Raw genomic sequence first — 13,563 nt, forward strand, 5'->3', positions numbered from 1 at the left:
CTTCCTCACTTGCAATAGGACAACGACATCAGTGCGAAGGCCGTCGCCAAGTTCTTGTCGTTCTCGAACCAACGGGCATTGTCGTTGGACCAAGATCCATCTTCGTTCTGCCGCTCGGCCAATTCGGCGATGAGATCGGCCTTCCAATCATGATCCACACCGTCGGCGTCGGTCAGCGTTTGCACGCCCGCCGCACTGAGCCCGGCGGCGAACGTGTGGTAGTAATAAAACAAGCCCGCCGATCCCATGCCCGGATTGTTCTCGACATCATAGTGGTCGGTGATCCACTGCAGCGCCGCTTGGACTCGCGGATCCTCTTTCGTCAGCCCCGCGAAAATCATGCTCTTCAGACCCGTGTAACCCATCGACCCGTAACTGCGCAGTCCGCCGTCGGGCGTATATCGCTCGTCCGATGTGCTGGGGTCGATCTTCGTTGTTGGGATCTCGTAGTAGAATCCGCCATCATCCACCTTGCCAGCGAATGCGGTGTCATTGTGCTTGGAATCGAGGTTCTGGCAGCGGGAAACGAACAGGAGAGCCCGCTGGATCGCAGCGTTCTCGGGCCCCTCATCGACGGCCCGTAACGCTTCGATCATGTAGCCGGTGTTGGAGAGGTCAGGGCGGCCAGCACCTCCGTAGCCCACACCTCCATACCACGGATCCGACGGATCTCGTTGCCCCTCACCAAACTGGATGCCAGTCACAAAGTTCTTGGCGTTCTTAAGGATTTGATTGTATTTCCCGGTCTTGTTGGCCTCCGCAAAACAGACCATCGCCACGCAAGTTTCATAATTCTTCAATCGTCCGTTGCCGTAGATACCGCCATCAGGTTTGACGTACCCCTCCAATGCAGTTAACCCCTCGGCAACCATCGAATCGTCAATAGAGCGACCGTTCTTCAACGCCGCAGTCAGGGCCAAGGCTGTCACGCCGGGCCCCACCTTGTCCGAAAAGGTCCCCGCCTCGGACTGCCCCTCGCGCGCGAGAAAGGCGAAGCCCTTGTCCACAATCTGCTGGCGGAGGGCATCGCTGGCACGGACCTCTTGCTTCTCTTGAGCAAAGGCCAACGGGGCCACAGCAAGGTTCGGCGTGATCGCCATGACCGCCGTCGTGAGCAGCCAGACAAAGGACGAACGGCCGATACTCGATTGTTGATTCATGAAGGCTTTTCCCAAAAAGAATGATGAAGGTGAATAGGCAGGTGTAGGCGAATCTCTCGGCGCAGCCCCATGAACCGGCGGGCGATAGCCGAATGGCACTTACTTTGGTTTGCGAAGCAGTCTTGGCAACCCGACGCGTGAGCGAGGGTGATCTACCGACCACGCAAAACGCTGCATTGTCCTCGCTGACCCATCGGGTTACCTACTGAGGAGATGCGACCGTTCCCGAATGCACCCCGCGTGCCATCGCCCCGGCAAATACATCAAGTCCGCCACAATTCGCCCAGCGGCTGAATTTACCGTAGCAAACACGCCATTTGTCACTCTCAAACCACCCCTAAAAACGCCAACTCGCCCGTCCGGTTCGCCCCAGCGGCCTAGAATGGCGAAAAAGCCGCCCCCCAAGCCGGTTTTCCCACCGCCGCCAGGGGCTCATGGGCCATCCGGTCGAACCGCATCAATCGCCCCAACCCGCATCGTCGTGATCTTCAAGATCTCGATGGGAGAGCGTGGTCAAGAAAGGACTTGAGTCAGCCTATCGTGCCAGTCACACTACGCCGCATGACTGTACCGCAGTCGTGCCGACTGCCGGAGCGATCTCCCGAGTACTCGGTACAACTATCAACCAATTCCCCACCATTCCCATTGGCACAAGTCTGTGAGTCGACCCAAAATTGCCGTCTTTTTTGGCACGCGTCCTGAAGCGATCAAGATGGCCCCGTTAGTGACGGCCCTCCAGTCCGATGATCGCTTTGAATTGATGTCCGTCTCAACCGGCCAACACCGCGAGATGCTCGATCAAGTCGTCGACATTTTTGACCTGCCGGTTCACCACGACCTGGACGTCATGACCCCAGGGCAAACGCTAGCATCCCTATCCTCGAAATTGATCGGCAAGATCGATCAACTGCTGGAGTCGGAACAACCCGACTTCGCACTCGTTCAAGGCGACACCACCACTGTCCTGATGGCGTCGTTGGCATGCTTCTATCGCCGGATCCCCACCGGGCATGTCGAGGCCGGACTACGAACAGGTGACATGACCAGTCCATTTCCTGAGGAAGCCAATCGGGTTTTGGCCACACCTTTGTCCACGCTGCATTTCGCACCTACCAGCGTAAGCGAGAAGCACCTGCTCGATGAACGTGTGCCACGGGAACGCGTTTTCGTGACGGGCAACACTGTGATCGATGCTTTGCACTTGGAAGTCGAACGCCAGAACGATCCCAAGATCGCCGCCGAGATCGATGCCCAACTCACCGAGGTTCTACCCGCCGATTGGCGAGAAAAGAGATTCGTGTTGATCACGGGGCACCGCCGCGAAAACTTTGGCGGTGGATTTGAATCGATTTGCGCCGCAATCGCAGAACTTGCCGCAAAATTCCCCGACGTCCGCTTCGTCTACCCCGTCCATCTCAACCCCAACGTGCAGGGTCCTGTCGAGCAGTCACTCGGCAACCTCGACAATGTTCTCCTCCTGCCGCCACAGTCCTACCGACCGTTCGTAGCATTGATGCGCGCCTGCACACTCGTGCTGACAGATTCCGGCGGCGTTCAAGAAGAAGCACCGGGGTTGGGCAAGCCCGTCTTGGTGATGCGGGACACGACCGAACGGCCCGAGGGGGTCGATGCTGGAACAGTCCGCCTCGTTGGACCCGTCCGCGAAAATATCGTCGATGGCGTGAGCGAACTACTGACCGACTCGGCCGCCTACGACGCCATGGCAACATCCGACAACCCCTATGGAGACGGCCACGCCTGTGACCGGATCTTGCAAGCAATCGCGGATCATTTCGCGAAGTAAGAGAATCCCCAGCAGTCCCATCAAGACTGCCCCTCAAGTCCCGGTAGGGACGACAACCCAATGCCGGTGGTGAAAACCACCGGACCCACCCAGCAAAAAACCCCCACCCACCAAGTCCCATCAAGACTGCCCACTCAAGTCCCGGTAGGGACGACAGCCAAATGCCGGTGGTGAAAACCACCGGACCCACCCAGCAAAACCCCCCACCCACCAAGTCCCATCAAGACTGCCCACTCAAGTCCCGATAGGGACGACAGCCCAATGCCGGTGGTGAAAACCACCGGACCCACCCAGTAAAAACCCTCCCGCCGAGCAGTCCCATCAGGAACTGCCCCTCAAGTCCCGGCACGGACGACAGCCCGATCAATCCCACAAGTAGCGGAGGTCTTAGGGGATCTCACAGAGCTCCAACAATCGAACATATTCTTGTTCGAATGTTTCCTTGGAATGATGTTGCTCTTGCTTTTCAATGAAGCGAGTCACATGGCCTAGTTGAGAGCGACCGACGGTGAATGCCCCATAGCCATCCTGCCACCCAAACTTCTGCAGCATTCCGGATTCTTCATTGAATTTCTTGGAGGTACATGCCTTCAGGTTTCTCATGAAATCGCTCAAGCAGTGCGTGGTCTTTAGCTTCACAAGCAAGTGGACCTGATCGACCCAGCCACCGACGATCAAGGGAATACCATCCAGCCCTTTGATCGTACCGCCCAAGTACTCGAACATCTCTTTCCGAGTCTGGGGTTGCAAATAGGGTTTGCGATTCTTGGTACTGAAGACAAGGTGGTAGAGAAGCTGGTGATGCGTACCGGACATGGAATCGGTCCCCTGTGAGTCCTGGAATCTACCGTCCCTATCGGGACTTCAAGCTTTCAGCCTAGCAAACCCACCGGTGGCTCGCGCCACCGGCAAAGGGCTATTGTCCCTCCGGGACTCTCTCATGTCCGCCAAGTCCCATCAGCAACTACCCCCCAAGTCCCGACAGGGACGACAGCCCAATGCCGGTGGTGAAAACCACCGGACCCACCGGGACTCACTCATGCCCACCTTGGCTCACGCCGATATAGTCGGAGTGACCGCCGAGCATTGCGAACGCACGATCTTGATCACCCGATCCTGATCGGCTTGGCTCATCGATGAGCCGCTGGGCAAGCACAGACCGTCGCGGAACAGTCGCTCGCAAACCTTGCCGCCAATCATTTCGCAATCGGCAAAGGCGGGCTGCATGTGCATCGGCTTCCACACCGGGCGCGACTCAATATTGGCCTCTTCCAGCGCCAAGCGGACCTGTTCCCTGTCGGCGCCGAACCGACCGGCGTCGATCGTCAACGCCGTCAGCCAACGCGTGGAATGAAAACCGTCCGGCTCGGGCATGAACTGCACCCCAGGTAACTCCCCGAGGGTTTCGCGATAGAGAGCAAAGATCTCGCGCCGCCGGTCCACGCGATCGGCGAGTACCTGCAGCTGCCCACGACCGATCGCCGCCAACAGATTGCTCATCCGGTAGTTGTATCCGGTGACGGAGTGCTCGTAGTGTGGCGCCGGATCACGTGCTTGGGTGGCCAGGTACCGGGCCTGCTTCGCCCATGCCTCATTGTCCGTGACCAACATCCCGCCACCCGACGTGGTGATGATCTTGTTCCCATTGAAGGAGAAACAGCTCAGCTCGCCAAAACTGCCAGCCGGTTTCCCGTTCAAACTCGCCCCCAGCGATTCGGCGGCATCTTCGATAATCGGGACGTTGTGAGTTTCGCAGATCTCACTGATCCGGGTGTAGTTGGCGCACTGGCCGTTGACATCGACCACCATCACCGCCGCGGGCAAGCGATTCTGCCGAGATCGGCGATCGAGCTCCTCCGCGAGCAGCGCGGGATCCATGTTCCAGGTCTCCTCATCGCTATCGAGGAAAACTGGCTTGGCGTTTGCGTAGCGAATCGAGTTCGCCGTCGCCACAAACGTCAGCGAAGAGGTCACGATATCGTCGCCCGGCTGGACATCGAGCAACCGCAGACAGAGGTGCAGTGCCGCAGTGCCGCTGGAGACAGCTACGGCATGTTGCCGTCCGGAAATCGCAGCAAATTCACGTTCAAAAGCATCGACATGAGGGCCCAGCGGAGCGATCCAGTTCGAATCGAACGCATCGAGCAATAGCTCCCGCTCACGCGAGCCCATATGAGGTGCCGAAAGATACAAACGTGGTGAAGAAGCGGTCATGGGAAGGAAAACGAAAGATAAGAATGGGAGGAGAACAAGGCGATGCCAGTGTAACCAGAATCGGCAAAAACTCACTACTGGCTGGGTGGTCTTCGTAAAAAGGATAGGTACGGGGACGACCCAACTCGAATCGGTGAACTCAGCGAGGGCGCGCGGGAATACCCGTGGCAACCACGCCGGAGGGGAGGTCATGCACGACTGCCGCTCCGGCGCCAACGGTTGCCCATGCACCGATTCGCACGGACGGTATAGCGCAGGCTCCGATGCCGACAAATACTCCCTGCTCGAGTTCGCAGTGACCAGCAAGGTTGACACCGGGGGCGACATGACAGAAGTCGTCCACCCTACAATCATGATCCACGGTGGCTCCTGTATTGATCACACAGTGTTCGCCGATTCGCGTCCCCGCCTGAATAATAGCTCCCGCCATCACCACACTTCCGCGCCCGATCGTGACCGACGGGTCGAGAATTGCACTGGGATGCACAGCGATGCCCCATTCCACATCGAAGCGGCCTGCTGTTATTTGGCGTAGTTGGTTGCTCCCAATCCCAATAATGGTAGGCCTCGGCTTCATGTTTCGCAATTCATCACATGGAGCTACGATTCGCACGCCCGCCAATTCGCCACCATTCTTCGCAAGATCATCATCGAGTGCAGCCGCAACCTGATGACCAAGAGAGGTGATCACTGAACTAGTCACCTTTGCGTGCCCACCCGCTCCAACCACATAAAATTGCCTCGGTTGATTCATGCTCGGTCATCCTGTGCCGAGGAATTGCCTTTGAAAACCGGCATCGTGACGTGCCCCTCAGAACTGATGTTGTCTCGTCGAATCATTTGCCATAGTGTCCCCCAAAGAATTTTCAAATCTAGCCACAAACTTTGGTTCTCCACATACCAGATATCCAGCTCGAATTTCTCCTCCCAGCTGATTGCGTTCCGACCATTGATCTGGGCCCACCCCGTAATGCCGGGACGCACTTCGTGGCGACGGCTCTGGTATTCCGAATAGAGCGGGCCATATTGACTGATAAACGGACGTGGGCCGACGAGGCTCATTTCTCCAACAAGAACGTTCCAAAGCTCCGGCAGTTCGTCTAAACTTGTCTTTCGCAGCCACGTGCCAAGTGGAGTTAGTCTTTGGTCATCTGACAGCACATTACCACCGGCATCGACTGCAGAAATCATTGTCTTGAACTTGATGATTTTGAACGGCACTCCCATTAATCCCAAACGCTCCTGGCAGAACAAAGCGGGACGTTCCAGGCGAAGCGATACAAGCGCCCAGATTAACAAAAGGCATGGCGAAAGCACACAAAGCGCGAAGGCTGCAACACTAATGTCGAAGGATCGCTTAATAAATTTGGATAGCAAAGATTGGTTCATGGCGGATTTTAGATGAATTTTATTAGCAGGTCGCTGAACTGCTGGGCATGTTCGGATCGATCGAAATGTTCAGTCACATAGTCTCGTGCACGCCCCCCCATCTCAGTGGCTTCGGCACGGTTATTGGCGAGACGCTCGACGGCATCAGCCAGGCCTTGTGGATTCCCCGGTTTGACAAACCATCCACCTTCGCTGTCTTCGATGACGTCGCGGATCACGCCATCGATCATGAGAATTGTAGGTCGCCCAGCCGCCATGTAGTCGAAAACTTTATTTGGATAGACCGTTTTAAACATCGGCAGATCCTGCAGCACGGCGACGCACGCATCGGCAGCCGCTAGCACATCGGCCATCTCGGATTTGCCTACGACGCCCTGCCACTGAATATTTGTCAGACCTAATTTCTCGATAAGACCGGTTACCCTGACACGATCTTTGCCATCACCCACTAGAATGAAATGAACCTGGGAATTGTCCTTAAGCAGTTCCGCAGCCCGCACGTAGGTGGGCAGGTCGTTGGCGGGACCGATCGCCCCGGCATACAACACGACGAACTTATCCGACACACCCCAGCTTTGGCGAATATCTTGGCCACGCGCCTCTGGATGAAACATTGCGGGATCAACACCATTTGGAATCAAGCGAATTTTATCGCGTGAGATGCCTCTCTGTTCGACGAGATAGTCGATGAAGGCAGGCGAATTGACCAGGATCAGCGTTGCCCGTGCATACAGAAAACACTCCAAACGCCGGGCCAGGAAGATCAGGACTGGATTGCGGAGCACTCCCATCTCAATGGCGAAATCGGGCCACAGGTCACGGATCTCTAGTAAAAATGGCTTCCACCGCAAGAGAGCCACCCCCCAAGCAGACAATGCTTGAAAAAGCGGCGGACTCGTGCCCATTACGACGTCCGCATCCTTGGCCGATTTCCACCCCGCCAGAAACGCGGATACCATGAAGCTAATAAAGCCGAGCAACCGGTGGAAGAAGGACTTGTGGATGTTTCGAAATTGCTTGACCCGACGGATCTCAATCCCATCGCAGGTCGCCACCGATCCTCCTTCGGAACGGGCACCGTCCAGATAACTGACGTCCGATGCAATCACAGTCGCCTGGTTCCCCTCGGCGACCAACTTGCGCAACAGCTCATAGTGCCGGGTCCCTCCGCCTTCGGCCGGAGTGCGAAACGCTTGGTGAATTAACAGTATTTTCATGAACTTTCAACTGAATCAAATAGATAGCTCGTTAGAATCGAGCAGTCGAAACCGGCTGATGACTATCATCTCCGCCGCCGGCCCGCTCTGAATTTCTGCGACGACCCGGTGCGATGGCGCTAGTTCACCGTAGCGTGGTGCATACCACCCGGCCGCTCCCTTACCCGCTCGCTCATGCTTGAGCACCAAGCTCGCTTCAGGCGTATCAGTCTCGACATCGAGTTCGACCACGCCAATAGGAAGCCGCCATCGAAAGAAATGGCTCGGCTCCAAGACTGGATCGGGCGCATCGATGACCACCCCGTCGGCGAGTTGCCACCGCAGATCGATAAGACAATTGGGACAACAGCGCACTCGATCACGAATCACAATTCCGTCGGTCGTCACGTCGAGGGTCCGTCTCCACTTCTCAATCCCTCCAATTGGGCGACCCCACAGGCCGGTAATCGATCGCTCCGAATCTCCAGCAGACGACTCCTCCTCGACGGTCGCCTTCGGCCAAGGAATGTAGAGGAAGCGGCCCACGCGACGGGCTAAGTCCTGGCCATCGCTGCCGATCACATTGTGATATTTTCCTAATGCAAGTGGAATCGTAGACCAGTCGCCGTCGGCATTGTATCGGTAGGTCCCTGGATCGATTGCGATATTGAATCCGTCAATCCAGACATCGACGTGCATTGCATCGACTTGGCCGGGACGAAAGATTGCTGGTGGGACTCGCATCGAAGCATACTGCCGAACACCACGGCGATCTTTTCCACGGAGCACCGCCAAACCTGCCTGTGAGAAAACAGTTCTGTTGAAGCATGGACGATCATCACGCTGCACCGTTTCTGGCGACGAACAACCCAACCAAGGTAACCCAGCATCCCATGGCCCAGGCTCCACAGGCAGGGCTCTCCCGCTGATAAACGAAGCTTCCTGCAGTGCAGGACGAAAGTCATCATACGCGCACGCTGTCCAATCCAGCACGCACGCTCCATCATCATGTCCATAACGCGGTTGTCGACCATCTCGCACGATCATACTGTGCAAGAATTCAGCACTCCGATCGAGTGCTGCGCGACACTGAGGAAGTTCGATTCCATGGTGCTGCGAAATCGCGACCGCAGCGACTAAGTCATGAATCATGACACGGTGGTAGTTCGCCGACTGCTGTGAGAATCCCCCATCCTCATCTACCAATGCGGTGGCCTCACGCTCGAGCGTCATACGCCCCTTTTCAATCCATGCGGATGAGCTCGTGTGTTCGGGTAGCGCCAATCCGATAACGAGCAATCCCATCGCCTCAGACAACCCATGATTGTTTTTTTGGGAAAGCGCGTAGTCCAGATGGACGGCGATTCGCTGAGCCGTTGCGACAAACAATCGCGTCACATTACGGACATCATCATCACTCGCAGAGGCACCGAATACCGACCACCCACCAGCAATCGTCACCGCGCGCAGCGCCGCCTCCTGGCCGCACATCCATTGAGGGCCGCGAAAGGGAGGGTTCTTTTCGGCGAAATCTCGGACCGCGCCAAAGAACAACTCTGCGGCGTCATCGGTGTGACCAGCAAAATGCGCGCGACACAGCAGCCACACCAACCCAAATCGCCCCGGTTCCCAAAAGTTCTTGATGTCACCGTGACCGAACGTCGCGATCCGTGAAAAATGCTCGCTAGCAGGAAGGCGATGACCGTCATCAGCATTGAAGTGCCAATCGGGCGGCCAACCGACCGCACGCTGCTTCCCACCAAAAAGCGCTAGCCTGCCATGGAGCAAGTCGTGCAGGCTTACCTGCAGCGCGGGATCTGGAAATTGTCGCGTCTGTTGCCTCGCTGCATGGACATCAATTGGCCAGATCCGTCGTTGGCGGAAGGCGTCCGCGTTCACATTGACATCAAAATCGCACCAATCGGCATTCGGCAACCGGCGCTCAAGCGTGCCCAGCTTGTGCTCGAACAGGCCCCGCACGCGTTGGTAAGTCCACGCGGGACCCATCGCGCGCATGACTGCGACGGGAACGCGTACTCGGCTAACGATGCTTGAGAATTTAATGAGACTCAGTTCCGGTCAGTTTACGACGATAAAACGCTTTGATATCAATCCTATGAATCCGTTTCCAGACTCTAGCTTACAAATCGTGCCCCGCTAAGCACGTCGAGGCAGTTGCTCCGGTTTATTAGCCGGTGGGCGCTAGCCCCGGTTCCTTCAACGCTTCGCGTTTGGCGACAGCAAACCGGGGCTAATGCCCACCGGCTCATTGGGTTACACCAAAGGACTTCCCTGCACCTGCTCATCGGCTCTGGAGCCCGTTGCCTCTCATTTTGCTCGTCGATGCATGATCGAGCAAGCGTTTAGGGACACCAAAAATAGAGACATCCCTTGACCGCAAAACACACAAGCAACACGAAAGTCAATATCCATTGTCCTTTCGTCTGCTTCGTGGTTGAAACCCGTTCATTGGCTTTCCAGTCTAAATACCCAAACTGCGACAGCCTTCCGAAGCACGTCCTACCATCAATCGACAGCAGTGTTCTCGTTCGGCTGACGGGCGAAATGCAGTGGAATCGGTATCCCTTCTCGCAGACTCTGAACCGCTGCAATGGACGCCCAGGAGGTCGACAACAACTCCGACCATTCGATCGGCCAACGGCCTTTCCGCATCCCCTGCGCGAATGCCTGAACCTCTTCCAAATGCCCCTTGCCCGATGTTGTCTTGATCGTGTTGACTTTGCCGCCCGATGCCAACTCCACCCGGCGGAAGTCATCGATCACTGCCATCTTGCCACCGCCAAGAACCTCCACGCGCTCCTTGGACATCGCCCGATCACCGCCTGCCAGGTAACCGATCGAACTGATCGAGCCGTTCTCATGTCGAATCGTGATGAAGGCCTGGTCGTCAACGATCTCGGGAGCGTTGGGGCCACCGATGCAGGTTGCGTATACCTCGACGGGCAGGCTACCAGTCAGGTACGTCACCAAATCGATCGCATGGCAGGCCTCGCCAATGATCCGGCCACCGCCTTCTTCGGGGTGCTGGATCCAAACATCGGCAGGAATCGAGCCTGCATTGAAACGGTACTGCACGGTCAGGGGTTGCATCACCTTGGCAAAGTGCTGTTTGACTTGCTGCGCCGCTTCGGAGAACCGTCGATTGAATCCAACCATGACGATTTGATTCGGGTTGCGATTGACCGCGTCTTCCACGGCCAACAACTGGGGGCCATCAACGGCGAGAGGTTTCTCAACGAACACATGTTTGCCTGCGTCCAGGGCAGCACAAACTTGGCCCGAGTGGAGGTGATGCCGTGTCAAAATCATCACCGCGTCGGTGTTCTCATCGCGAATCACCTCCTGCTCATCGGCGGTGCACTCGGAAAAACCAAACTTGTCACCCGCGCTATGAGCCGACATCCCACTGGCCGAGCAAATCGTCGTCAACTGAAAATCGCCCGCCTTCTGCAGTTGCGGAAACATGGTCATTCTTGCGAAATTCCCTGCCCCCAAAACCCCGAGCTTCAACGCACCTGCGACCGGAGTGCTTTTCCCAAGTGGGATCCGCGGCGTTGCTTGCGATGACTCAGCGTAATTCAGAACGACTCCCAGATAGGGCTCGCTGCCCTCGGAGATCATCTGGTAAGCCTGCTCGGCTTGCTCAATATCGAAGCGATGCGAAATCAGGTGATCGACTGACAGTTTGCCCGAGGCCATCAAGTCCAGCACTGCTTGAATGTTGCGTTGTTCGGTCCAGCGAACATGTCCGATGGGATAATCGATCCCCCGCTCTTCATAATTGGGATCGTAGCGACCGGGGCCATAGGAGCACGAAACGACAAATTCGACTTCTTTGAAATACATCGGCCGCCGAGGTACTTCGAGTCCCACAACACCGACCAAGACGATTCGCCCCTTGGTTCGCGCCGCTTCACAGGCCAACTCGATCGGTCCATTGCTTGACGTGGAGGCAGTAATCAGCACCGCATCGGCCCCTGCCCCGCGACTGAGCGCCTGGACATTGGATGCCGACAGGTTCGGTTGCGCAATCGCGGCGCCGCTCTGCAGTGCCAATTCGCATTTCGCTGGATCGGGATCCGTGCCGATCACGCGGCAGCCCGCTGCGGCGAGCAACCCCACCGCAACTTGCCCTACCAATCCCAAACCGATCACCAACACGGTCTCGCCGAGGGACACCTTGGCCAGGCGCACGCCTTGCATGGAGATCGAGCCCAGTACGGCAAAGGAAGCCTGATCAAAGGACACATTTTCGGCGATCGAGGCACACAGATTAACGGGCACCGAGACGACACCGGCATGCGGCCCATTGCAGGCCACGCGGTCGCCCACTTTGTACTGATCAACCCCTTGTCCGGCGGAAACCACCACTCCCGCAGAGCAGTACCCCAGTCCCATGGGCTGGTCGAGTTTCTCACGAACTTGCCGAATCGTATCGAGAACCCCCTCGGACTTCATTTTCTCGATCACCCGCCGCACTTGATCAGGCCGTTCGCGGGCCTTGCCGATCAAGCTCTTCTTGGCGATGTCCATCACCATCTTCTCAGTACCGGCCGAAATCAGGCTAGCACGATTAGCGACGAGCAATTCGCCGGGACGTGCTACAGGCTCTGGTACACTTACAACAGAGGTCGTTCCTCTGCGAATATCCTGCTGTACTTGCGGCATCTTAAACTTGCGTTAATTGTTATATGGAAACATAAAAGACACTGCTTGAAAACAGTGTCCGAACGACGACGAGAGAGCCAAACCCTCAAACGCCAGTCAAAACACACAAAACTCGACAACATAACAGAGTCCTTTTGCAGGCGAATACAGTTGCCTCGAACACCCAGGCTACAGATCAGCACCCTAGCAACGGCAGACGCACACCACCGATAAGATAAACCGATTACAATTTCCTGAGCGTTGCAAAATAGACTATCTTAATCCGGTCGATCCGAAGGCAGTTAACCATCCGCTCATAAACAATACCCATTGCATAGAGAGGCGCCGCGATTCGCAGATACTCCGGGCGTCCTTCGACTAGCTTAAACTCCTCTACACAGAACCCAGCCTGCGACGCCAGTCGATAGAGATCATGTCTTGTATTGATTCTATACTGCGTTGGGAAAGTGTCAGCAGTTGGCCGACCTCTCCACCTATTGTATTTTGTGTGAAACCACGTTGGCGTCACCGTTGCCATTAATGCCATGTAGTGCCAGAAATTAGGGGTTTTAACGACCAGCAAACCGCCAGGCTTCAAGACTCGATGCACTTCAGCTAGAAAATCACGCGGCGTTTCAACGTGCTCCAGCACATTATTGCTGACAGCAATGTCGACTGACTCGCTGTCTAAAAAAGGCATGTCGTCACACATGCCAATGTAGGATTCATGGAGGAATGGATTGCCCTTCACTTCAGGTGACGGGTCAACACCGATAGCTCGCCTGACTTGGTCCCTGAAGTTCATATGCTCAAGGTATCCGCGTCCCGCACCCGCGTCGAGCAAGACAGTGGACGACCGATCCAGGTGAGGCAAGACGATCTCTCGAAAGATCTGGTTATCCCATTTGTCTTGAAAGCTGGGGTAAAAGGCACGGTCCATCCATCTCGTCAGTTTTGACATCAGTTGATTCCACTTTTTTTCTGTTGCATCGCAATCTGCGACTCGCCTGCAAACGTCGGTATTCTTTGAGCAACTCCGGCAAAATCATTCTGCAGGTCTCTATTGAGACGAAGACGCTACTTGTGGGGGATCCACCGTTCTCGCCGCTGGGTCATGACGCCAAGGAATTTG

11 protein-coding genes are annotated in these 13,563 nt (G+C 56.2%); 2 read left to right on the forward strand and 9 right to left on the reverse strand.

All coding sequences use genetic code 11. The annotated features are described in order from the left end of the window. Positions 1 to 5: 5 nt before the first annotated feature. On the reverse strand, positions 6 to 158 hold the full coding sequence (locus CA85_RS26155; RefSeq protein ID WP_222435459.1) for a hypothetical protein: 153 nt from the start codon (positions 156 to 158) through the stop codon (positions 6 to 8). Between CA85_RS26155 and CA85_RS26160 the strand changes: the two genes are divergently transcribed. Further along, positions 150 to 584: a DUF6420 family protein gene (locus tag CA85_RS26160; RefSeq protein ID WP_222435460.1), complete on the forward strand. Its 435-nt coding sequence runs from the start codon at positions 150 to 152 to the stop codon at positions 582 to 584. The two genes, CA85_RS26155 and CA85_RS26160, sit on opposite strands and share 9 nt — an antisense overlap. Positions 585 to 1,818: 1,234 nt before the next feature. Beyond that, on the forward strand, positions 1,819 to 2,964 hold the full coding sequence (wecB, locus tag CA85_RS15780; protein WP_146392299.1) for a non-hydrolyzing UDP-N-acetylglucosamine 2-epimerase: 1,146 nt from the start codon (positions 1,819 to 1,821) through the stop codon (positions 2,962 to 2,964). 387 nt (positions 2,965 to 3,351) lie between these two features. Here wecB and tnpA read toward each other — a convergent pair whose 3' ends face one another. The 8 genes from tnpA to CA85_RS15825 all read right to left on the reverse strand — a co-directional run bounded on the left by tnpA (position 3,352) and on the right by CA85_RS15825 (position 13,392). After that, positions 3,352 to 3,780: an IS200/IS605 family transposase gene (tnpA, locus tag CA85_RS15785; protein ID WP_146392300.1), complete on the reverse strand. Its 429-nt coding sequence runs from the start codon at positions 3,778 to 3,780 to the stop codon at positions 3,352 to 3,354. A gap of 237 nt (positions 3,781 to 4,017) precedes the next feature. After that, entirely contained in the window at positions 4,018 to 5,178 is a 1,161-nt protein-coding gene (locus CA85_RS15790; protein ID WP_146392301.1) for a DegT/DnrJ/EryC1/StrS family aminotransferase, read from the reverse strand. A 139-nt stretch (positions 5,179 to 5,317) separates the two neighbouring features. After that, positions 5,318 to 5,932, reverse strand: a complete 615-nt coding sequence (locus CA85_RS15795; protein WP_146392302.1) for an acetyltransferase — start codon at positions 5,930 to 5,932, stop codon at positions 5,318 to 5,320. Next, positions 5,929 to 6,567: a sugar transferase gene (locus CA85_RS15800; protein ID WP_146392303.1), complete on the reverse strand. Its 639-nt coding sequence runs from the start codon at positions 6,565 to 6,567 to the stop codon at positions 5,929 to 5,931. The genes CA85_RS15795 and CA85_RS15800 overlap by 4 nt, the downstream gene beginning before the upstream one ends. A gap of 8 nt (positions 6,568 to 6,575) precedes the next feature. Continuing rightward, a complete protein-coding gene (locus CA85_RS15805; protein ID WP_146392304.1) occupies positions 6,576 to 7,784 on the reverse strand; it encodes a glycosyltransferase family 4 protein in 1,209 nt (402 codons plus the stop codon). 15 nt (positions 7,785 to 7,799) lie between these two features. Next, on the reverse strand, positions 7,800 to 9,770 hold the full coding sequence (locus CA85_RS15810) for a heparinase II/III family protein (protein WP_186774987.1): 1,971 nt from the start codon (positions 9,768 to 9,770) through the stop codon (positions 7,800 to 7,802). Between the two features lie 519 nt (positions 9,771 to 10,289). Further along, positions 10,290 to 12,317 (reverse strand): bi-domain-containing oxidoreductase, encoded by a 2,028-nt coding sequence (locus CA85_RS15820; RefSeq protein ID WP_222435461.1) that lies wholly within the window; start codon positions 12,315 to 12,317, stop codon positions 10,290 to 10,292. 358 nt (positions 12,318 to 12,675) lie between these two features. Beyond that, positions 12,676 to 13,392, reverse strand: a complete 717-nt coding sequence (locus tag CA85_RS15825) for a class I SAM-dependent methyltransferase (RefSeq protein ID WP_146392308.1) — start codon at positions 13,390 to 13,392, stop codon at positions 12,676 to 12,678. Between the last annotated feature and the right edge of the window lie 171 nt (positions 13,393 to 13,563).

Source organism: Allorhodopirellula solitaria, assembly GCF_007859855.1.
GTDB classification, from domain to species: Bacteria; Planctomycetota; Planctomycetia; order Pirellulales; family Pirellulaceae; genus Rhodopirellula; species Rhodopirellula solitaria.